The following is a 22,090-nucleotide window of genomic DNA, read 5'->3' as shown; positions in this document are numbered from 1 at the left end:
CAACATTCATCAATTAAAAATCATAAATCAAATAACGTGACAAAAAAGACTTTTAAATTTTTAGCGGCATCACTCATTCTGATCATTGCCGGGTGCTCTTCGTCCATACAGGCACCGGAAGATTCGGAGATCATCGGCCTTGCCTCCCCGATAACGCTGGATTATGGCGATACCAAGATCATCACTGCAGACTATTTTAAGTCTCACTCACTCATCGATTCTGTAGTTGCTCCTGAAGGGCTGGAAGTTTCTTTTTCTTCTGATAAAAAAGAGATATTGCTCGAAGGATCTCTTTCAAAACCGTTAGATCTGCTGGAATTTTGGGTAGAGGGTTATGCTTATCATATTTTGCTTAAGCAATCTAAAAAAGAGGAAGTGACGATAACCTTCGATCCGAAAGGGGAAAATTATTCTTCGGTGAAGCTAAAAGGGGAAATGAATAACTGGAATCCCAATGAAGCGGTTTTTGAGTGGAATGGTGAAGTTTGGGAAACCACTATGCTGATGAACAAAGGGGTGTATCAATATGTATTTGTAATTGATGGAAAAGAAATGCCTGATCCCGATAATTCCAATACAGTTTCAAACGGAATGGGAGGCACGAATTCGATTTTAACGGTGGGAGAGACCTCCGGGGAAAAACCAACGCTTGAAACTTATGATCATGCGGGGTCATCGGTTTATTTAAAATCAGAATCTCCGGGAAATACCATTGTTTTGTGGGAAAACCATCAACTCGAAACGAAATATCAGGACAACATTCTAAGTTTCGAAATCCCCGCAAATGCGCGGGATATGAGCCGGTCACATATACGAGCCTGGACGTTCAATGAAACCGGACAATTATCCAATGATGTCCTGATCCCGATTTCCAATGGGTTCGTTGTACAAAACACAGAGTCGCTAACGCGCCACGATTACCACAACTGGAATATGTATTTCGTGCTGATTGATCGATTTAAAGATGGTAACCCGGCCAACACGAAGAAAGTGGATGATCCGGATATTCACCCCAAAGCCAACTATTACGGGGGAGATTTTGCCGGAATTACTCAAAAGATTAAAGACGGCTATTTTGACCAAATTGGGGTGAACACGCTATGGCTTTCACCGATCACGCAAAACCCTGAAGGTGCGTATGGATTGTGGGATCAGGGCGGACCCGTTACCAAGTTTTCAGGTTATCATGGCTATTGGCCGGTTTCATCCTCAAAAGTAGATTATAGATTTGGAACCGAAGAAGAATTTCGCGAATTACTGGATGTAGCACATGAAAATGATATGAGTGTAATTCTCGATTATGTTGCCAATCACGTGCATGAAGAACATCCGGTTTATCAAAGAAATAAGGATTGGGCTACGGATCTGTACCTGCCTGATGGCCGTATGAATACGGAGCTATGGGATGAGCAGCGCCTAACCACCTGGTTTGATACCTTTATGCCAACTTTGGATTTTTCACGGGCTGAAGTGGTAGAAACCATGACGGATTCAGCATTATTTTGGGTGAAGGAATTTGACCTCGATGGTTTTCGTCACGATGCCACTAAACATATTCAGCTTGAATTCTGGAGAACCCTTACCCGAAAGATCAAAGACTCGGTAACCATCCCAACCGGTAAGCAGGTATTTCAGATCGGGGAGACCTACGGCAGCAGAGAGTTGGTCGCAAGCTATATCAACTCGGGTATGTTAGATGGTCAGTTTGATTTCAATATCTATGATTCGGGTTTGAATACCTTTGGCCAGGGGAATTCATTTGAGAACCTGCGAACGCAGCTTCAGGAAAGTTTTAACTACTTCGGCTATCATAATTTGATGGGCTACATCTCCGGCAATCATGACAAAACCCGGTTTATTACCCTGACAAGCGGAGAAGTAGCATGGGATGAAGACGGCAAACTGGCCGGATGGACCCGGGAGATCGAAGACCCTCAGGCTTTTGCATACGACCGGCTGAGTATGTTTCATGCTTTCAATCAAACCATACCCGGAATTCCGGTTACCTACCAGGGAGATGAATACGGTCAGCCCGGAGCTAATGATCCCGACAATCGCCGCTGGATGGAATTTGAAGAAGGAGAATTGAGTGCTTTGGAACTTCGCAACCGAAGCATTTACACCAAACTTACGGAACTCAGAAACACAGAAATGCCGCTAACCTACGGTGATTTTCAATTTCACACCACAACTGAGCATACGCTGGCTTATTCCAGGGCTTATTTTGAAGATCAGGTGATTGTTGTCTTCAATAAATCGGATCAGACCCGGGAAGTTGAGCTTGAGCTCAGGGAAGAATTTGATTACTCAAGGTTATCCGCACAATTTGGAAATGAATTCAGTGTGAAAGATGGACGGTTGTACGTTATGCTGCCATCAAATCAATTTGAAATATTAACTCTCTAAGAACCAATCATGTATAAATTATCAAAGATATTTTTAGCTGCTTTTACGGTTACTGCACTGTTCTTTTCTTCTTGTTCGGCTCCGGAAGTGGAGGATAAAAAACCGGTTGGGAATGTTGAACATCCCGAATGGAGTAAAAATGCCAATATTTATGAAGTTAATATTCGTCAGTATTCCGAAGAAGGAACCTTCACCGCCTTCCGTGAAGACCTACCACGGTTGCAGGAAATGGGAGTGAAGATCTTATGGCTAATGCCTATTCACCCAATTGGAGAAAAAAACAGAAAAGGGGAGCTTGGCAGTTACTATTCGGTGAAAGATTATAAAGGCATTAATCCAAATTATGGAACTGAAGAGGATTTCCGGGCTTTGGTTGATGAAGCGCATGAAAGAGAAATGAGGGTGATTATTGACTGGGTTGCAAATCATACTGCCTGGGATCATCCCTGGACGGAAAACCCTGATTGGTATGAGTTGAATGAAGATGGTGGTTTTATGCCACCGCGCGGGACCGATTGGACCGATGTAATTCAACTTGATTACGAGAACCAGGAAATGCGTGAAGCTATGCTTGATGCACTCGTATATTGGGTTCGCGATTTTGATATTGATGGCTATCGTGCTGATGTTGCCGGAATGGTGCCTATGGATTTTTGGAATGAAGCTCGAAACCGACTTGATGAGATTAAACCGGTGTTTATGCTGGCCGAGGACGAAGGTCCCAAGATGCATGATAAGGCTTTTGATATGACTTATGCTTGGAGTTATGCACACCTTATCCGCGTGATTGCCGCAGGGAATGAAGATCTTTCAGCTTTAGACAGCCTGATGGAAGTGGAAGAGACTAAGTTTCCTGATAATGCCTACCGTATGTACTTTACAACTAACCATGATGAGAACTCATGGAATGGCACAGATCCCGGAATGTACGGGGATAATTTTGAGAATTTTGCAGTCCTTTCCGCTACTATAGATGGAATGCCGCTGATCTATAACGGGCAAGAATCTAATCTTGACAAGCAACTAGAGTTCTTCACAAAAGATCCAATTGAATGGAAAGAATACGAATATCAGCCATTTTATACGATGCTTTTGAGCCTCAAAAATGAAAACGAAGCTCTCTGGAATGGTGAATTCGGTGGTGATCTGACCATCTATAATTCCCCCGAAAACACATATGCATACAAACGGGAAAAAGGGGACGATTGGGTGTTTGTATATCTGAATTTTGGAGGTGAAGCAGTGAATGTACCAATCACAGATTATGCACTACCTGAAGATGCATCCGGATATGAAATCTATTCTGAGCAGCTTCCTCCGGAAGAGCAAAACTATTTCGAAGTGGCTGCGAATTCCTGGCTGCTCATCGCAAATGAATAATTAACTATCTGCAACGAACGCAAAGATCCTAAAGAAAATTATTCTTAGGCTCTTAGCGTCCTCGCGGTTCAAGAAAAATAACCATGGAAAAATTAACTAAACGACCACGTCTGAGCTTTTGGGAAATATGGAATATGAGCTTCGGATTCCTCGGCATCCAGTTTGGCTTTGCCCTGCAAAATGCCAACGTAAGCCGAATCTTTGAAACCCTTGGAGCAAGTGTTGATGACATCCCCATCCTATGGATTGCAGCTCCGCTGACCGGGTTGGTGGTTCAGCCTATTATCGGATATTTCAGTGATCGTACCTGGACCCGTTTGGGCAGAAGAAGGCCATATTTTCTGTTTGGTGCTATTGCGGCTTCCATAGCGCTGGTGTTTATGCCAAATTCTCCGGCACTTTGGGTTGCAGCCGGTATGCTTTGGATCATGGATGCTTCCATTAATGTTTCCATGGAGCCTTTTCGCGCATTTGTTGGCGACATGCTGCCTTCCGAGCAACGTACTAAAGGGTTTGCCATGCAGAGCTTTTTCATTGGAACCGGAGCGGTGGTTGCTTCTGCACTTCCCTGGGTTCTGACAAATTGGTTTGGAGTAGCAAATACAGCTGCACCCGGTGTTATCCCGCCTTCTGTAAAATGGTCGTTTTATTTGGGAGCAGTAGCTTTTATGGGAGCCGTAGCATGGACCGTATTTCGAACCAAAGAATATTCTCCCGAACAGCTTAAAGCCTTTGAGGAAGCTGAAAAAGATGAAATTGATGATAAAAATGTGCTTCGTGACGTGCCAATAGAAGCCGGCGAAGGGCAGAACAAAATCAGTCTTGGGATTATTTTTACCATTGTTGGAATCATTACAACATACCTGACATATAATTTTGCATTAGAGAAAGAGTTGTATGTGGCTACCGGCGGTCTGTCAGTTGTTGGTATTATTATGTTGGTTGCCGGTTTCTTGCAGAAGTCAGGTAATACCGAACAGGGCTTGGTTGTGGTGATGCACGATTTTATTCACATGCCCAAAACCATGAAACAGCTCGCTTTGGTTCAATTCTTCTCATGGTTTGCCTTATTTGCCATGTGGATCTATACTACATCGGGTGTTACGGCTCATATTTACGGTACCAGTGATACCACATCTGTTTTGTACAACCAGGGAGCCGACTGGGTTGGAGTAATGTTTGGAGTGTATAATGGGGTTGCTGCTCTTGTCGCGTTTGGGTTAGCTCCAATGGCAAAGATTCTCAGTCGTAAATGGGTACATGCCTTATCATTGATCTTAGGTGGGCTTGGATTGATAATGATCTATTTTATATCAAACCCGATGATGCTAATTGTTTCAATGATCGGAGTAGGAATAGCGTGGGCTTCTATCTTAGCTATGCCTTATGCTATCCTGGCAGGCTCGATTCCTTCAGAAAAAATGGGACTGTATATGGGGATCTTTAATTTCTTTATCGTATTGCCGCAATTATTAGCAGCAACAGTTCTTGGCTTCATCACCAGAACGTATTTTGGTGGGGAAGCAGTTTACGCCCTTGTTTTGGGAGGTGCTGTAATGATCATTGCTGCCGGTACCATGTATTTTGTAGATGATGTGGATGAGAAGGTTTAGTATTTAAATAACCCCTGATAATGAAACACTTGCTGGTTATAATCGGTTCATTGTTTTTCTTTTCGGCCTTCATCTCATGTACAGAAAAAGGTGAAGCCGGAAAAAATAAATATGCTGCTCCTGACTGGGCTAAGGGCATAGTTTGGTACCAGATCTTTCCGGAACGTTTTCGGGATGGAGATCCGGGTAATCAGCCTGACCGGGAAAGGGCAAGAGGGCCTAAAGGCTGGCACCCGACTGAGTGGACTCAGGATTGGTATAAGCGTGACCATTGGGAGATCAATCACACGGATGATTTTTATGCCATTGTCAGGGAACGTCGATATGGAGGGGATTTACAGGGAGTGATTGACAAACTGGATTACCTGAAAGAATTAGGAGTGGGGGCTATTTACTTGAACCCGGTCTTTGATGCCCAATCGATGCATAAATACGATGCTTCCTACTATCACCACATCGATCGTAATTTTGGCCCTGACCCTGAAGCAGATGTGGAACAGTTCGGGACAGAAGACCCGGGAGATCCCGCTATCTGGAAATGGACTTCAGCTGATTCACTTTTTTTGAAATTGATTAAAGAAGCGCATCAACGGGACTTGAAAATTGTTATTGATGGGGTGTGGAATCATACAGGAACCGAATTTTGGGCTTTTCAGGATTTGATAAGAAATCAGGAGGAATCGGCTTACAAAGATTGGTATATCGTCAATGCTTTTGATGACCCAGCTACACCGGATACCAATGAGTTTGATTATGAAGGCTGGTGGGGCTTTAAAGGGCTGCCGGTGTTTCAGGAAAGGGATGAGAACCTCATAGAGCCTGTTCGGGAACACATATTTGCGGTTACCAAAAGATGGATGGACCCAAATGGAGACGGAGACCCTTCGGATGGTATTGATGGATGGAGGTTGGATGTGGCTGAGGAAGTCGGTCAGGGGTTCTGGAAAGAATGGCATTCGTTAGTTCGTGAGATCAATCCCGATGCAATAACCGTAGCCGAGATATGGACTGATAAGGCAAAAGAATTTATTTCGGGAGAACTGTTTACTTCTGTTATGAACTATCGGTTTGCCTACGCGGCCAAGGATTTTTTAATCGATGATAAAATTGATACCGAAGAATTTGTAAATAGATTAGAACAGATTGAAGAGGATTATCCGGATGGTGCCGGGCACGTTTTACAAAACTTGATGGATAGCCACGATACGGCACGACTGGCGTCATTTACCGTAAACCGGGGAATTGAATATGAAGGTGAAAGTCATCCCAGGGATGGATTCAAGGTACGAAAGCCAAATGAGGAAGAACGTCAAATTCAAAGGTTGGTAGCTTTATTCCAGTTCACCTGGAAGGGGGCGCCCATGATTTATTATGGAACAGAATCCGGCTTGTGGGGCGCGGATGATCCCGATGATCGTAAACCAATGGTGTGGAAAGATTTAGAATATGAACCTGAATCCCGTCATCCGTTTGGCAAAGACCGCCCTGTTGATGACAATAATTTTGACAAGAATCTGTTCAGCTACTATCAAAAATTAGCACAGCTCAGAAATAGTGAAGCTGCACTCAAGAAAGGGAATGCTCGGATACTATCTCACAATGAAGAACAAAAACTCGTTCTTTTTCAACGGGATTACGGGGATGAAACGATCTGGGTTGTGCTGAACAGATCCGAAAAAGAGCAAGTAATAGATTTAACCGAATGGAGTGGAAGTGAATCGGTTCAAAACATGCTTTCCGGAGAAATAATGTACTCTTCCGAAGTCAAAGTCGGTCCCATTTCCGGATTCATTTTAAAGTAGAATCTTCTCTATCTTTAGCAAAAAAATATGCGCCTCAAACAAAAACAGTTTGTACCGTTTATGGTTGTAGTGGCTATAATTACCATGGCGGTCATTATGTTCTCTTCTTTTAATTTTACCAATAAACAGCATCAGCGGTTTGTAGAAGATGTTGCTGAATCCGACTCGCTTAGCGTCATGGAAATGCGTGTTATAGGAAATGACGGAGTTATACAAATGGCTGATTACAAAGGGCAAAAGTCACTGTTGGTGTTTTGGGCCAGCTGGTCGGACAAGTCGCGAACCATGCTTGATGAAATTCAGCTTTTGCAAAACGAACAGGATTCCTTAGCGGTAGTAGCAGCACTTGTAAAAGATGCAGAAGAATCATTAGCTAAAGAGAAAGAATACCCCGGGTTTGTTTATACTGATGGAGCTCATTTTTTCAATTACCTGAAAGTACCCGGATTCCCCAGTTATATATTATTTGATGAAGATACGAAGGTTTTAACCTCAAATATCGGCTATGAAAAAGGAGTTGGGTACGATTCACTTAAGGTTTGGTTTGAATGAGTGAATCGTTATTCATAGTGCTAAGTGGGGAATTAGTGAAAGCAAATGAAGCATCGGTGTCTCCTCTTGACAGGGGCTTGATGTATGGGGATGGTTGCTTCGAGACCATGCGCAGTTATGCCGGGAAATTTTTAGAATGGGTTGAACATTTTAACCGACTTGCAGCCGGATTGAATTACCTGGGAATAGACCCGGCCTTTACCTCCGGTGAACTGAAAGCACAAGTCTTAAAAGTTTTAGATGAAAATGACCTTAAAGACAAAGAATGTATGGTGCGCATTCAGTGCTGGAGAAAAGGGGAAAGGGGATATAAAACCTCTTCGCATGAAATGAATTGGATGATTCAAGCTTCTGAAATCAAACCTGATGCTTTACCTCTAAATCTGTCATTAGCGGAAACACGCTGTATTCCCTCTGAAGCGCTTCAGCGCAAATATAAGTTGAGTAACGGGCTCAACTACATTAAGGCGGCTCAGGAGGCTGGTAAACGTCTCTGTGACGATTCCTTGATGCTCACCATCGATGAAAAAATAAGTGAGACAACTTCTTCCAATATATTTTGGATTCAATCCGGTAACGTTTTCACGCCTTCTGAAATATGTGACCTGTTGCCGGGAGTTACCCGGAATTTGGTTATCGATATCATAAAATCATTAGGTATTACTGTGCAGCAAGGGGTATATGAAACAGATCACATCAAGGGTGCGGAAGCCGTATTTTGCACTAATTCACTAATAGAGATCAGGGAAGTATTATCGCTTGATGATATCCTTTTTGAGATAAATCACCCATTGGTGATGCAAATTAAAGAAGGTTTTGAGCAGCATAAGGTACAGAAATTAAAAGCATGAGCCGATTCAATTCCATTGATGATGTATGGGTTTTTCTGAATTCCATTCCGCTGTTTCAAAAGGCAGGGGTTTCAGCGGTCAATTACTCACTGGACAATATTAGCAAGTTTTGTGAAGCACTTGGAAATCCTCAGAAAGAATATCCGGCGATTCATGTTGCAGGGACAAACGGGAAAGGAACCACTTGTCATTTATTGGAAAAAATATACTCAGATGCAGGTTATAACACCGGTTTGTTCATCTCCCCGCACTTGATCAGATATAATGAAAGGGTAAGGGTAAATCAGAGGGAAATTACGGATCAGGATTTGCTGCGGTTCTTTCAAAGAACTGAAACGTTGCTGGATGACATTAAACTGAGCTATTTTGAGATAAGCACCGCTCTTGCCTTTTGGTATTTTGCTGATCAGAAAGTAGATATAGCGATTATAGAGACCGGATTAGGGGGGCGGCTGGATTCTACCAATATCATCAGCCCTGAAGTTTCCGTGATAACAAGCATTGGAATGGACCATCAAAGTATATTGGGTGATACCATAGAGGAAATAACTGCCGAGAAAGCCGGCATTATTAAACCCGATACCCCGCTGGTGATCGGAAATGTAACCGGGGTCTCCAAAAGAATTTTAGAAGCGACTGCTCTGCAAAAAAACAGTAAATGTTATGCTGTTATTGATTTAAAACCGGAATGGAATAATGGTTCGGTCACGCTCAAAGATGGAGATGTTCAAATCAAAACTTTATTTAAAGAAGCTGTAAATAAATGGAATGTAGTATCTTCATGGTTGGTAATTGATGTTTTGAAAAGCTCATTCCCAATTAATGAAGCGCAACGAATATTATCTATAGAAAAATTTACGGGAGCACCGGGAAGGTTTGAAAAAATACATTCGGATTATGAATGGTTTTTCAGCGGCTCTCATAATGCTCAGGCCTTGGAATCATCCCTCCAGGCTGTGCAGGCTATTAAATCCATTTCAGAAACGGTATTGGTATTTTCTGCAATGAAGGACAAGTTAAATGAAGATATGCTCGAATATTTCAAAGGTTTTAAAAAAGCGTATTTCGTTGAACAGGATGGGGAAAGAGCCGCTAAATTTAGTGATATAAAAGACTCATTGGACGTTGAACTAATGGAAGAAACTCAAAAAGAAAATATTTTGAATGAATTAAAGACAGAGTTAGTAATTTTTATGGGAAGTTTTTACTTTTATCCCATAGTTAAGCGATGGACAGCAAACGTATCATAATAGAACCATCGACTATTTTATCCTTACCTGATTGAATATCCAGTATCGTTGCCAAAACAGGGTGACACGATATTCACCCCAAAATTCAGTAAGAATCATATATTTATAACAGCCACATTTTATGTCAGATAATGAAACCGCCGGAATCCCGGCCGGGGAGTTGGAATCCTTAGAGGGTAAAAAGCTTCACGAATTACAGACCATAGCCAAATCTATTGGAATCAAACGAGTAACAGGAGTACGTAAAGTTCAGTTAATTGAACAAATACGTGAAAAAGCCGCAGAAGAAACCGGCTCTGATAACTCCGTTGACGCTGATAACAAAGAAGATCATCAGAAAAATGATTCTACCCAAAAGGATTCTGAACTAAAGAATTACGGTGGACAGGATCATATTGTCTCATATAAAAAGAAAGATGAGAAACAGGATGATTCGAAAAGAAAACATCAGCACAAGCACAATAATAATCGGCGAAAGGGGCATGAGCATAATAAATTACCTGAGTCGGATGCTAATACGCTTGAAGAGCGTATTAAAGAGCTGGAGCCGGATCTGGGCCCTTATCTTTTTAATGAAGGAACCCTCGAGATTTTACCGGATGGCTATGGATTTTTACGCTCGGTAAATTACAATTACAAAGCCAGTCCGGATGATATTTATGTTTCGCCTTCTCAAATTAAAAGGTTTCGCTTAAAGCAGGGAGATTGTGTAATTGGAGTTATTCGTCCTCCGAAAGTTGGAGAACGTTATTTTGCTTTGCTCCGCATTGAAGGAGTAAACGGGCGTATCCCTCATGATATGGATAACCGGCAAGATTTTGAAGATTTGTTGCCTGTTCACCCTGATGAGCGCTATCGTTTGGAATTTGAACCAAAGGAACACACTACCCGGCTTATTGATTTATTTGCGCCTGTCGGTAAAGGACAGCGTGGTTTAATTGTGGCTCAGCCCAAGACCGGTAAAACTACTATTTTGAGAAATATCGCAAATGCGATTTCTGCCAATCATCCAAAGACAAAAATTTTGATTGTTTTGATAGATGAACGGCCGGAAGAAGTAACTGAAATGGAGCGTAACGTGAAAGGAGCCGAAGTGGTGGCTTCTACTTTTGACGAAAAACCTGAGAATCATATTGGCCTTGCTGAAATTGTCTTTGAAAAAGCCAAGCGATTGGTGGAAAGCGGCCACGATGTAATAATGCTGATGGATTCCATTACGCGACTGGCACGAGCTTATAATATTGTCGCTTCAAATAAAGGCCGTACCATGTCGGGTGGGGTTGATTCTGAAGCATTGAAAGCCCCACGGCAATTATTCAGTTCTGCCCGAAATATCGAAAACGGTGGCTCACTTACCATCCTCGCTACCGCTTTGATTGATACCGGCTCTCGTATGGATGACGTGATTTTTGAAGAATTCAAGGGAACGGGTAATATGGAGATTTACCTGGATCGTCGTATTTCGGAACGCAGGGTTTATCCCGCTATTGATATATTCAGGAGTGGAACCCGTCGTGAAGAGTTGTTGGTCAGTGAAGCTGAGCGTGAAAAAGTGGTGCTACTCCGACGTTACCTGACGAATATGAGTCCTTATGAAGCCATGGACTTCCTGCTGGATAAAATCAAAGGCACGAAAAATAACGAAGAGTTTTTGATCTCAATGAACAAGTAGTATTCAGTGATAAGAAAGCGATTAACAGTTCCCGGTTCTTGGTTTTAGTTTTGGGGCAATAATCAGCGGAGCTTTCTGCCAAACAACATATCCATAAAAGTCTGCCTGATTTCCGGACTTGCATCGCGGTAGGTTCCGAAGTCAACATGTTGATCGGGGCGGGTGGTATCAATTTCAATTCCCCATAAAGGTGAAAGGGTAGTGGGCAGCATGGAATAGCGGGCGTCTCCGATCACGTTTTCATGCCCGGGATGCTTGATGAGGAAGCCATTCGATAATTTCGAAAATCGTTCGATGTCCTTGTATAAAATAGTGCCATTAAAGCTGTTAAATTCATTCCGCCAATCGAGGAGAGGCGCCGTTTCACCCTCATAAATGATGGGATCAGAAAACGGGAATAAACGAATTCCATAGGCATGTAAAGTATCCTGATTTTCATACCGAACACTCCAAACCAGTTGATTGGCTATAGTCGGCTTAACGTCTATCCGGTCTATAGATTGGTCGTTTTGTGTTGCCATTTCCTCTGCAATGTTGATTGCTTTCTGTTTTTGGCTAAACCCAAAGATCAGGTAGAGTACAACCCAACCCAAAGCTATTCGGCTAAAAAGTTTGTCTCTTTTCCAAAAAGCTATTCCTGTACATACAATGATTCCCAGTGTAAAGAGTGGGTCGAAAACAGAGATGATGTTGAGTGAATAGCGTTCATCCACAAACGGCCAAAGTAAATGAACACCGTAACTGGTTAAATAATCAGCCATTCCGGCGGTGGCATAACCGGCCAAACTGAAAAAATAAGTTTGTTTTAAGGTGAGATGTTTTTTTACAAACCACCAGATCAATGCAGTCGCGAAAAGAGCTCCGATGGGAATAAAAATAAGGGAATGCGTGAATTGTCGATGTAGCTCAAGATTCAATAGCGGATCAGTAGTACTGAAAAGAAATACATCAAGGTCGGCAAGTGTGGCTGAGACAAATCCCGTAAAAGCAGCAGCTCGTAACGTTTCCTTTTTGGCAAAAGATTGCGAGGCTGTAGCTCCTATAAGTCCGTGAGTGACGGGATCCATTTAAATGAAAAAAGTTTATGGAAAAGGATTACGTTTATATACTGACCTGCAGTGAAAGAATAAAATTTCTTCCCGGAGCAGAAACTCCTGAACTATAGGGGCGGTACCGCTGATCCGTGATGTTCTCAAGTCCGGCAGTCACCGTATATGATTCCCGAAAGGTATACAAAGCCTTAAAGTTCAGGGTGTACCAGGAGGGAGCGTAGGTATTACCGTTTTCATCAAGTGCATAAATATCCGTTTTGCCTTGCTCGCTTACCGATAAATTATCATGTGTTTTCTCACCTTGATAATAGGAATTCAACTCAAGGGTTAACGCGTCCTTTTCATAAGTAAGTCTTGTGACTCCAAACCATGGAGCAGCATGCCTGGAGGGACTAACATTCCCGTCCTCAGATTCTTCTTCACCTTTCTGGAAATTTATATCCGAAGTTAAGCGTAAATCAGATCTTAAATTTATCTCAACCCCGGCTTGAATACCATAAACATTGGCAGTGGCAACATTTTGCAAAGCCTGAACTCTGCTCATTACCCCGCTATACATTAAACTGTCAGAACCGTTAAGAGTAAAATTTCTGCGGACAATTGCGTTCTCAAGAATAGTATAATATCCGGTCACATCCATTTTTAAAAAATCACCGAAAGTATGAGCGATTCCCAAGTCAGCGTTATAAGCATATTCAGGAGATAGATCAGGGTTTGGCACCACTACTGAACCCGGCTCTGAGTCAAAAATCTTCCCGATGTCATCAACATTGGGAGCCCGGAAAGCAGTAGATAAATTCGCGTTTATAACCCAGCTTTTCGATGGCCTGTAAACTCCGCCTAAACTTCCGGTGAGTGATCCTTTATTGATATTTGCTTCCCGGAATGGGAAAGAATAAAAATCAGTATCAAAATCTGCGGCAATAATAACCTGATTATATCGAAGGCCGGCTTGAAGGGTGAACTTGTCCGATATCTCATATTCATCATTTATATATGCAGCGAGAGACTGCCATAAAGCATCCGGATATCTTGAAGGCCCGGTTTGTTCATTCCCTGTACTGATATCTCTGTTAATACCGGTTGATTGAACATCATTAAGCACATACTCAAAACCATAGTAAAGGGTGTTGTTTTCACCGGTAAATTTTAAGAAATCTATATTGGCAGAATATGCGTTTACTTCTTCAATACGAATTTCTTTTTCGGAGCTGTTAAAATCACGGCTGATTCTGCTTTCTTCAAAAAATTGATGGGCAAGACTAATATTCATGTTATCAAAAAGCCCAAGGTTTCCTACATGTTCAGCTTTTAATTGATTCATCATCCATTTTTGGGGACCGTATTTCCATTCAGCATAACGCGGTAAGCCGTTTTGAGTTCTGTTATGCCGGTCGTACCTGCCATATGGGGAGGTCTCGGAATAGTGCAGCGCGTAGTTTAAGTCCCATTTTAAATTGGGCTCAAATCTAACTTTCTGCATTGCATTGATTTGAGAATACGCGGTTGGGATTTGAAAAAGCGGGTCATCTTGAATGATTACTTCATCCGAATTAAGTTGTTGTTCAACATAATATGGTTTTATATAATCATCAGGACCATGGCTGCCTTGGCGTAAATGCCCATAGTCATATGAGCTCAAACTGCTTACAAAAGCCCATTTATTCCCCCCGATATTAAGGTCAAAGTGTCCGGTTTGCTCATTGTTGGCTGATGAGTACCGGATATTTGCTTTTCCTTTGATAAGGATGTCATCATCTGCTGATAACTTCGGAGTCAGGGTTTGAAAACTCATTACTCCGCCAATGGCATCACTTCCGTAAACAACGGATCCCGGGCCAAATAATACTTCAGTGCTTTCAATCGCAAAAGGATCGAGAGAAATCACATTTTGGATATTCCCGCCTCTGAAAATCGCCGTATTCATTCGCACTCCATCTATGGTATATAAGAGACGATTGGTAGCAAAACCGCGGATCATAGGACTTCCGCCGCCTTGCTGACTTTTCTGAATGAAAACCTTTCCGGATAAATTTAAAAGATCGGCTGCTGTTTGCGGGTTTTGCAGTTTTACTGCTTCAGGGCTCACGGTGGATATCTTTGAAGGTATATTTTCTGAAGACTGGCTCCAGCGGGTTGCGGAGATTACCATATCATTCATACTAAAGGAAGCCGGTTCCAGAAGCAATTCAAAGGATGCTGATTCAAGTTCAGAATAGCTTTTTATGATAGTTTCATACCCCAGTATGCGAATCTCAATAGCATCAGAATCCTTAAATTGGCTGATATCTACTCTTCCTTTTTCATCAGTGGTTGCAAAAATCGTAGGGTTTGAACTGCTGATTGTTACTACAGGAATCGGTTCTTTCGTATTGGCATCTTTAACTACGAGTGTTTGTGCTAAAGCAAACGAAGGAATTACCGCCAAAAACGTAATTAGCAGGTACTTTTTCATTCTCTAAGAAGGGTATTAAGCTGATGAATATTTTGATTAGTAATGATATCAAGATTGAAGAAGATAATTCATCAAATAATGAAAAATAAATAGGCAATTTATGCGATAGAAAGGGGCAGCCTACTCGACATCCCTAAGCACAAATTTTTTGTCTTTATCCTGTTCCAGCTTTCCGGCTTTGGCGTGGATGGAGTGGTAGAACAGCAGTAAGGCTTCTTCTTTGAGAGCCTGGCGAAGGATAAGGGTTTTTGCTTTTTTAGACTGGATGGGATCGATATCTAATTGCCGCATGGCATAGTGATTCAGGTGATACTCGGAGGGAACTAAATCTCCTAAAAAGAATGCGGTTTCCCCGGCATCCTGAATTTTTACAATTTGATGTCCCGGTGTATGGCCCCCGGTTCGGATTAACTCAATCCCCGGCAATAACTCAAAATAGGTATCGGTAATCATAACCAGCTTATCTTCGGCGGCAAGTTTGTAAAATTCATCAAGGTTATACCCCGCTCCGATACTCTTTTTCTTTTCGTTGATTTGTTCCAATGCGAAATACCATTCCTTTTTTTGGATGAAATAATTGGCGTATGGCATAGTGGCTTGTGTAGAAATATTGTAATCTACAAAAGTAGAGCCTGCTGAATGATCAAAATGCAAATGAGTGAGTACTACATGCGTTATGTCAGCCGGGGTCAGGCCAAAAATATCCAGGTTGGTAAGCAGATTTGAGGTATCCGTGTAACGGCTTTTGTGATCGAGTCCCCAGCCCAGGCCGGTGTCGAGCAGGATATTATGTTTTCCATCCCGAATTAATATGGGGTTGATTCCGATTGGGGTAGATGTGGACTTTATATCTGATTTATGCCTGGCCGAGGTGATGATTGAAGAATCAGTTTTTTGAATAATCCCATCTTCAAATATCTCAAAAATACCTTCACTGAGCTGTTCTATTTCAAAGCGGCCTACTTTCATGAAAATTGAATTAATGGAATGAATATCAGGTTACCGTAACTTAATAATTCTTTGCTTTCAGGCAATTCATTTTATCTTTGTTATCTATGGAAAAATATGACGCTATTATCATCGGATCGGGGCATAACGGCTTAGTTACCGGATGCTATCTTGCAAAAAACGGGTACAAGGTACTCGTGCTTGAGCGTGATTCTACCATTGGGGGTGCGGTGCGTACTGAAACCATGTTTCAATCAGCAGATAATCCTCATGGTTTTCGAATGGATGTGGGCTCATCCGTGCACATTATGATTCACCAAACCGGTATTATTGAAGAATTAGAGCTGGAAAAATATGGTCTTGAGTATATCGATATGGATCCAATAATGTCGTATCCGGTGCCAACAGGGAAAGGAGTCATTCATTTTTGGAAAGATGTAGAACGAACACTGGAATCAATCTCAAAAGTAGCTCCCGAAGATGTTAAGAACTACCAGGAGTTTATAAGTTTCTGGGGTAAGATTAACAAGAGCGTGTTGAAAGCATTTATGACTAAGCCTTCGGTAGGAAATATCTTTGCTGAAATGACTAAAGCCCAGATTCGGGATGGCTCTATGTTTAAAAAAGGAGAGCAGGCAGCGGGACTACAGAAGATTCTGTCAAGTTATGGCAAAGTAGTGGACGATGCTTTTGAGAGTCCCTACATGAAAGCAGCCATTCTTTGGTTTGCAGCACAGTCCGGGCCTTTGCCTGATCATTCGGCAACGGGTGATTTTGCGGGGTGGCAGTCGATGCTGCACGAAAGCGGAGCTAAACACCCAAAAGGCGGGAGTGGAATGCTGACACAAGCCATGAAGAATATGATTGAGGCCCACGGCGGAGAGGTAAAAGCGGATCATCCCATCCAAAAAATATTGATTGAAAACGGGAAGGCAATTGGAGTGCAAACGGAAAAAGGGGAGGAGTTCAGGGCAAATACTATCGTCTCAAATGCTCATGTTCAAACCACGATGATGAAAATGGTGGGGAAAGATCATTTGGATGATTCCATGTTTACCAAAGTGGAAAACATCAATGTAGGGAATGGGTTTGGAATGGTAATACGGTGTGCAGTAGAAGAACTGCCCGACTATACCGCTGCTCCAAATGATCCGGATATTCATAATGGAATTCAGTTGTTGGCTCCATCCGTACAATACATGAACAATGCTATTGGGGATTACGCAAAGAAACTGCCGCCTGAAAATCCGCCGGTCTTGTGTATGACATTTTCTAAAATTGACCCTGAAGTAGCCAAAGACGGAAAGCACACCTTATTTGCCTGGGCACAATGGCATCCCTATAAATTAGCCAATGGCATGAAATGGGATGATATTCGTGAGCGGGAAGCCCAAAAAATTTATGATGTAGTTGCAACATATGCCCCGAATATGAAAGACAAATTAATTGATTGGTATATTCAGACACCACTGGATATTGAGCGCAAGCATGGGCTTTTAAAGGGGAATGTGATGCATGTGGAAATGAGCTTTGACCAGATGTTTATGTTTCGTCCCATTCCCGAAATGAGTCAGTATGAAACTCCCATCAAAAATTTATATTTGGCCAGTGCTTCATGTCATCCCGGCGGCGGAGTATTTGGAGCCGCGGGGTATAATGCCGCGAAGGTTATCCTTAGGAAAAATAGAAAACGAATTTTTTCATTTAGATGAGGTATTGTTTTGAGTTCAAGTTTATACGTTAACCTTTCAAAAATTGGAAATAATTTAAAGACTGTAAGTTCAGTGATAGGGCCTGAAGTGCAAAAGATGGCGGTGGTTAAGGATGAAGCTTATGGCCATGGATTGATAGAAGTTGCCAAATATTTGAAAGATAAAGTGGAATGGTTTTGCACGGCCAGATTATCCGAAGCAATTGCTTTGAGAAAGGAAGGGATAAAAAATCCAATACTCGTATTTGAGCTCCCGCCTCGTGGCAAAGAATCTTTGTATAAAGCATATAATATAACGGCGAGTATTTCAGACTTGTCAGTTTTTGAGCGGCTTGAACCCGGTACAGAAGCTCACCTTCATTTTGATACCGGCATGTTTCGTTTGGGAATTTTACCGGAGGATAGTGCCGAAGTTCTGCAAAAGATGAAACAATATGATTTGAATTATTCCGGTATCTATACCCATTTCGCCAATTCAGATGAACAAAATCATCCTAGGGTAATTAAACAGCTGAATATCTTCAGGGATATAAGAGCTCAGTTTCCGGACACTCTTATGACTCATACAGCAAACAGCGGAGCAATTTTTTACTATCACGAACACGGGGTGCTTTTTGATGCTGTGCGTCCCGGTGTGTGTTTGTATGGTTATGCACCGGGTTCAGTTGAAATACCGGAGTTGGAGCCGGCCTTAGAATGGAAATCCGAGTTGGTACAGGTGAAAAAAATCAAAAAAGGTGAGTTGGTGGGGTATGGCAGCCGATGGGAAGCTCCGGATGACGGATGGCTCGGTGTAGTTCCGGTAGGTTATGCGGATGGGGTTTTTAGAAACCTCAGCGGTTGTTTTAAGGTGGAAATAGCAGGTGAACTGTTTCAGCAAGTTGGTACCATTAGCATGGATTTTTTTACTGTTTATCTGGGCAGTAAAAAGTTAGCGAATGATGAGCCTGTAACTATACTAAAAAGAGAAGAGCTGTCCCCAAAAGTATGGGCAAAAAAAATGGGGACAATACCGTATGAAATAACAACGGCTATTTCCCCTAAAGTAAAAAGAGTATATGTTTAGAAACTAATGATTTCTGCTAACTCGATATCAAATCGGAGGGTATCATTTTTAAGATTTGAATTGGGGGAATTACCATAGGCAAGTTCCGGGGGTATAATCAAGACTCGTTTCCCGCCTTCTTTCATGCCAATCAAACCTTCCCTAAAACCTGAAATAAGATTTCCTAAAGAATTAAATGTAGCTGGAGATGGATTTCCGTTACGATACGAGCTGTCAAAAATATCACCTGATTCATACCTTCTGCCGGTATAATAAACACGAACTTGATCTCGCCGGTCTACCTCAAAAGCACCACTCCCTTCTTCAACAATATAGTAAATCAACCCGGTTTCTGATTCAACTCTTGTTGCGTTATCAATATTAAAAGGTTCCGGGGCAGATGAGTAATCTACTTCAAAAGGATTATCCTCATCACATGATGAAAATGAAATAGCAAGCAGTGGTAAAAACAATAGGGGCAGTAAATTTCTAAGTGATATCATTGCGTATTTAAATAATCTAAACGGATTAATCGATTGTTTGTCAGATAAACTTATTTATCCGGCTTTTTATTATCTATAAAAGATACAGGTTAAAGAGGTCAAAAACATAGCACGAAAAGGATTTTATCAAAGCTTATGAATCGTTTTTTGATATTCCGGTAATAGCTTCATCCAATTCTTTTTTGCGTTTTCGATTGGCATACTTGCTAACCCAAATTGATAACTCATAAAGCACCGTGAGTGGCAGAGCAATAAGAATCTGTGAAATTGGGTCGGGTGGAGTAAGCATAGCTGAAACCACCAGACATAGAATGAGCGCGTGGCGCCGGTACTTTTTGAGCAAATCAGGAGTAAGTAATCCGATTTTAGACAGTGAATAACTTACGACCGGTATTTGAAAGATGATTCCACAAGCTATCACCCACATGGCAACGGAGCTGAAATATTCATTGATATCAAAATCATTGCGAATAATATCGGAGATCTGGAACTGGGCAAAGAATTGAAGTGCAAAAGGAACCAATATCATATATCCAAAAGCTACACCCAGTAAAAAGAAAAATGTGATAAAAAAGGAAGTGAAATAGGATTTTTTCTTCTCTTTTCTTTCCAGTGCGGGCTCAATAAATGACCACATTTGATAGATAAAGAAAGGAGACCCAATCACAAAACCCATCACAAAGAGAGTGCCCCAATACGTAAAAAACTGCCCGGGTAAACGACGGCTTTGAAGCTCGAAATTTACCGCATCAACCCGCAGCAGGTCATACATAAAGAAATCGGCTCGGGTTGGGCCTAATATGACATCCTCCACAAAGAAATCAGCAAAAAAGAAGGCGATGATCATACCCACCAACACTCCGATAAGTCCTTTAATGATCCTCCACCTCAGTTCCTCGAGATGCTCGAGGAAAGACATAGTATCGGTTCTATCGGCCGGTTTTTTCGCCTTAGGTGGGTTTTCTTCCATAATCTGGCGTTGTTCCAATTTTACTACTCCGGATTATGCAGTTACAAAATCATACAGCGGAAATTGATCACATAAATCACGTACTTCCTGCTCTACTTTTTTTTGATTATCCTCGTCTTCAGGCTTTTGGAGTATCTTATCAATGAGAACAGCAATGTGCTCAAACTCGGCTTCTTTAAGTCCGCGGGTTGTCATTGCCGGGGAACCAATTCGAATTCCTGAAGTCACAAACGGGCTTTCTGTATCAAAAGGAACCATATTTTTATTTACGGTTATAGCAGCCTTTTCTAAGGCGTCTTCTGCAATTTTACCATTTAATCCTTTGTTTCGCAGATCGATAAGAATCAGATGATTGTCAGTTCCTCCACTTACCAGGTTGTATCCCATTTCCATAAATTTGTGGGCCATGGCTTTGGCATTTTTTTGAACCTGAATCTGATAAGACTTGAAACCGTCTTCCAGTGCTTCTCCAAAAGAAACGGCTTTGGCTGCAATCACGTGCATCAGCGGACCACCCTGAGTTCCCGGGAAGACGGCTGAATCAAATACTTCACTCCAGTTTTTGGTACGCCCTGATTTTCGTGCGGTGACACCAATGGTGTTTTCTCCGTCTTTGCCCACTAAAATCATGCCTCCTCTCGGGCCGCGTAATGTTTTGTGTGTGGTAGTGGTTACAACATGGGCATGGGGCAGAGGATCATTCAAAAGATCAACGGCTATAAGTCCTGCAGTATGTGCCATATCCATCCATAGTAAGGCACCTACTTCATCGGCGATTTCCCGAAAAGCTTCATAATCATAATCTCTTGGGTATGCAGAAGCACCAATGGAAATCATTTTTGGCTTAATTTCCAGGGCTCTGTCCCGGATTGTGTTCATATCCAGTCGGCCGGTTTCTTTATTTACTCCGTAAAATTTGGCGTTAAACGTAATTCCTGAAAAGTTTACCGGGGATCCGTGAGTAAGGTGACCGCCATGAGAAAGGTCAAGGCCAAGCAAGGTGTCTCCGGGTTCCATACAAGCTAAATAAACGGCAGCATTGGCTGTAGCTCCCGAGTGAGGTTGTACGTTTACCCAGTCAGCTCCAAATAATTTTTTGGCGCGGTTGCGGGCATGGTCTTCAACGATATCAACATATTCACATCCTCCATAGTAACGCTTCCCGGGGTAACCCTCGGCGTATTTATTGGTGAGAGTACTTCCCATAGCAGAAATCACTGCTTTAGAGGCAAAATTTTCGGATGCGATCAGTTCCAGGTTGTAATTCTGTCTATTTGTTTCCTTTTCCAGCAGTTCAAAAATCTGACCGTCTTGTTCCTGAAGCGATTTCATCGGCTATAGTTTATTGTTGTGTTAAAGATTCAATTTTATTGATACGACGTTCATGACGCCCTCCCTCAAATTCGGTCGAAAACCATACTTCCAAAATTTCTTTGATTTGAGATTCATCCAGATCCCGGCCGGGTAAACACAAGATATTTGCATTGTTGTGGGATCGCGTAAGCTCAGCTGATTTTTTGGAGTATACAAGGCCGGCTCTCACTTTGGGGTATTTATTGGCGGTCATGCAAACCCCTTGCCCGCTTCCACAAATCAAAATACCTTGGTCATGCTCCCCGTTGTTTACACGTTCAGCAACCTGTATGGCAAAATCAGCATAATCCACGGAATCTTCTGAGTGAGTACCGTAGTCGATGGGTTCGTGGCCCATCTCTTTTAATATTTTCTTAGTTACCTCTTTTGCAGGAAACCCCGCGTGGTCGCTGGCTATTGGGATGATCATCAAATGTTTATCTTAGGTAAGAAATTGAGAACAAATATCCTCAATTTTTAGTTGATATTAAAGCCAACAATCAAGTAAATGAAAGGTTTTCATTAAA

17 protein-coding genes are annotated in these 22,090 nt (G+C 42.0%); 10 read left to right on the top strand and 7 right to left on the bottom strand.

All coding sequences use genetic code 11. The annotated features are described in order from the left end of the window. Positions 1-36 precede the first annotated feature (36 nt). The 8 genes from HUJ22_RS05155 to rho all read left to right on the top strand — a co-directional run bounded on the left by HUJ22_RS05155 (position 37) and on the right by rho (position 11,526). Entirely contained in the window at positions 37-2,406 is a 2,370-nt protein-coding gene (locus tag HUJ22_RS05155) for an alpha-amylase family glycosyl hydrolase (RefSeq protein ID WP_290874887.1), read from the top strand. 9 nt (positions 2,407-2,415) lie between these two features. Beyond that, positions 2,416-3,786: an alpha-amylase family glycosyl hydrolase gene (locus HUJ22_RS05150; RefSeq protein WP_290874883.1), complete on the top strand. Its 1,371-nt coding sequence runs from the start codon at positions 2,416-2,418 to the stop codon at positions 3,784-3,786. An 83-nt stretch (positions 3,787-3,869) separates the two neighbouring features. Further along, on the top strand, positions 3,870-5,399 hold the full coding sequence (locus HUJ22_RS05145; protein WP_290874880.1) for an MFS transporter: 1,530 nt from the start codon (positions 3,870-3,872) through the stop codon (positions 5,397-5,399). A gap of 20 nt (positions 5,400-5,419) precedes the next feature. Next, positions 5,420-7,201: a glycoside hydrolase family 13 protein gene (locus tag HUJ22_RS05140; protein ID WP_290874877.1), complete on the top strand. Its 1,782-nt coding sequence runs from the start codon at positions 5,420-5,422 to the stop codon at positions 7,199-7,201. Positions 7,202-7,228: 27 nt separating this feature from the next. After that, on the top strand, positions 7,229-7,753 hold the full coding sequence (locus HUJ22_RS05135; RefSeq protein ID WP_290874874.1) for a redoxin family protein: 525 nt from the start codon (positions 7,229-7,231) through the stop codon (positions 7,751-7,753). Next, on the top strand, positions 7,750-8,604 hold the full coding sequence (locus HUJ22_RS05130) for an aminotransferase class IV (protein WP_290874871.1): 855 nt from the start codon (positions 7,750-7,752) through the stop codon (positions 8,602-8,604). Before HUJ22_RS05135 ends, HUJ22_RS05130 begins: the two co-directional genes overlap by 4 nt. Then, positions 8,601-9,854: a Mur ligase family protein gene (locus HUJ22_RS05125; protein WP_290874868.1), complete on the top strand. Its 1,254-nt coding sequence runs from the start codon at positions 8,601-8,603 to the stop codon at positions 9,852-9,854. Before HUJ22_RS05130 ends, HUJ22_RS05125 begins: the two co-directional genes overlap by 4 nt. A gap of 121 nt (positions 9,855-9,975) precedes the next feature. Further along, positions 9,976-11,526 carry a transcription termination factor Rho gene (gene rho / locus HUJ22_RS05120; RefSeq protein ID WP_290874865.1) on the top strand — a complete coding sequence of 517 codons (1,551 nt, stop codon included), beginning with the start codon at positions 9,976-9,978 and terminating at the stop codon, positions 11,524-11,526. A 62-nt stretch (positions 11,527-11,588) separates the two neighbouring features. Here the strand turns inward: rho and HUJ22_RS05115 are convergent, their stop codons facing one another. The 3 genes from HUJ22_RS05115 to HUJ22_RS05105 form a co-directional block, all read right to left on the bottom strand. Further along, positions 11,589-12,593: a metal-dependent hydrolase gene (locus HUJ22_RS05115; protein ID WP_290874862.1), complete on the bottom strand. Its 1,005-nt coding sequence runs from the start codon at positions 12,591-12,593 to the stop codon at positions 11,589-11,591. 34 nt (positions 12,594-12,627) lie between these two features. Further along, on the bottom strand, positions 12,628-15,033 hold the full coding sequence (locus HUJ22_RS05110) for a TonB-dependent receptor (protein ID WP_290874859.1): 2,406 nt from the start codon (positions 15,031-15,033) through the stop codon (positions 12,628-12,630). 120 nt (positions 15,034-15,153) lie between these two features. Next, positions 15,154-16,002 carry an MBL fold metallo-hydrolase gene (locus tag HUJ22_RS05105; protein ID WP_290874856.1) on the bottom strand — a complete coding sequence of 283 codons (849 nt, stop codon included), beginning with the start codon at positions 16,000-16,002 and terminating at the stop codon, positions 15,154-15,156. An 86-nt stretch (positions 16,003-16,088) separates the two neighbouring features. Here HUJ22_RS05105 and HUJ22_RS05100 point away from each other — a divergent pair, with 86 nt between their 5' ends. Next, a complete protein-coding gene (locus HUJ22_RS05100) occupies positions 16,089-17,693 on the top strand; it encodes an NAD(P)/FAD-dependent oxidoreductase (protein WP_290874853.1) in 1,605 nt (534 codons plus the stop codon). A 9-nt stretch (positions 17,694-17,702) separates the two neighbouring features. Further along, positions 17,703-18,758 carry an alanine racemase gene (gene alr, locus HUJ22_RS05095; RefSeq protein ID WP_290874850.1) on the top strand — a complete coding sequence of 352 codons (1,056 nt, stop codon included), beginning with the start codon at positions 17,703-17,705 and terminating at the stop codon, positions 18,756-18,758. Here the strand turns inward: alr and HUJ22_RS05090 are convergent. The 4 genes from HUJ22_RS05090 to rpiB all read right to left on the bottom strand — a co-directional run bounded on the left by HUJ22_RS05090 (position 18,755) and on the right by rpiB (position 21,993). After that, on the bottom strand, positions 18,755-19,240 hold the full coding sequence (locus HUJ22_RS05090; RefSeq protein WP_290874847.1) for an FKBP-type peptidyl-prolyl cis-trans isomerase: 486 nt from the start codon (positions 19,238-19,240) through the stop codon (positions 18,755-18,757). The two genes, alr and HUJ22_RS05090, sit on opposite strands and share 4 nt — an antisense overlap. Before the next feature lie 133 nt (positions 19,241-19,373). Continuing rightward, positions 19,374-20,210, bottom strand: coding sequence for a twin-arginine translocase subunit TatC (tatC, locus tag HUJ22_RS05085; protein WP_290874844.1), 837 nt, complete (start codon positions 20,208-20,210; stop codon positions 19,374-19,376). Between the two features lie 33 nt (positions 20,211-20,243). Then, positions 20,244-21,542, bottom strand: coding sequence for a serine hydroxymethyltransferase (glyA, locus tag HUJ22_RS05080; protein WP_290874841.1), 1,299 nt, complete (start codon positions 21,540-21,542; stop codon positions 20,244-20,246). 10 nt (positions 21,543-21,552) lie between these two features. Further along, entirely contained in the window at positions 21,553-21,993 is a 441-nt protein-coding gene (gene rpiB / locus HUJ22_RS05075) for a ribose 5-phosphate isomerase B (protein ID WP_290874838.1), read from the bottom strand. Positions 21,994-22,090 lie beyond the last annotated feature (97 nt).

It is taken from the genome of Gracilimonas sp., assembly GCF_014762685.1.
GTDB lineage: Bacteria > Bacteroidota > Rhodothermia > Balneolales > Balneolaceae > Gracilimonas.
The sequence above is the reverse complement of the archived record's forward strand: the minus strand, read 5'-3'. Positions and strand labels throughout refer to the sequence as shown.

Bases quoted from the DNA above. Each gene is read 5' to 3' on its own strand.
- HUJ22_RS05150 (WP_290874883.1), top strand. From the start codon at position 2,416: ATGTATAAATTATCAAAGATATTTTTAGCTGCTTTTACGGTTACTGCA.
- HUJ22_RS05145 (WP_290874880.1), top strand. From the start codon at position 3,870: ATGGAAAAATTAACTAAACGACCACGTCTGAGCTTTTGGGAAATATGG.
- HUJ22_RS05140 (WP_290874877.1), top strand. From the start codon at position 5,420: ATGAAACACTTGCTGGTTATAATCGGTTCATTGTTTTTCTTTTCGGCC.
- HUJ22_RS05135 (WP_290874874.1), top strand. From the start codon at position 7,229: ATGCGCCTCAAACAAAAACAGTTTGTACCGTTTATGGTTGTAGTGGCT.
- HUJ22_RS05130 (WP_290874871.1), top strand. From the start codon at position 7,750: ATGAGTGAATCGTTATTCATAGTGCTAAGTGGGGAATTAGTGAAAGCA.
- HUJ22_RS05125 (WP_290874868.1), top strand. From the start codon at position 8,601: ATGAGCCGATTCAATTCCATTGATGATGTATGGGTTTTTCTGAATTCC.
- rho (WP_290874865.1), top strand. From the start codon at position 9,976: ATGTCAGATAATGAAACCGCCGGAATCCCGGCCGGGGAGTTGGAATCC.
- HUJ22_RS05115 (WP_290874862.1), bottom strand. From the start codon at position 12,593: ATGGATCCCGTCACTCACGGACTTATAGGAGCTACAGCCTCGCAATCT.
- HUJ22_RS05110 (WP_290874859.1), bottom strand. From the start codon at position 15,033: ATGAAAAAGTACCTGCTAATTACGTTTTTGGCGGTAATTCCTTCGTTT.
- HUJ22_RS05105 (WP_290874856.1), bottom strand. From the start codon at position 16,002: ATGAAAGTAGGCCGCTTTGAAATAGAACAGCTCAGTGAAGGTATTTTT.
- HUJ22_RS05100 (WP_290874853.1), top strand. From the start codon at position 16,089: ATGGAAAAATATGACGCTATTATCATCGGATCGGGGCATAACGGCTTA.
- HUJ22_RS05090 (WP_290874847.1), bottom strand. From the start codon at position 19,240: ATGATATCACTTAGAAATTTACTGCCCCTATTGTTTTTACCACTGCTT.
- tatC (WP_290874844.1), bottom strand. From the start codon at position 20,210: ATGGAAGAAAACCCACCTAAGGCGAAAAAACCGGCCGATAGAACCGAT.
- glyA (WP_290874841.1), bottom strand. From the start codon at position 21,542: ATGAAATCGCTTCAGGAACAAGACGGTCAGATTTTTGAACTGCTGGAA.
- rpiB (WP_290874838.1), bottom strand. From the start codon at position 21,993: ATGATCATCCCAATAGCCAGCGACCACGCGGGGTTTCCTGCAAAAGAG.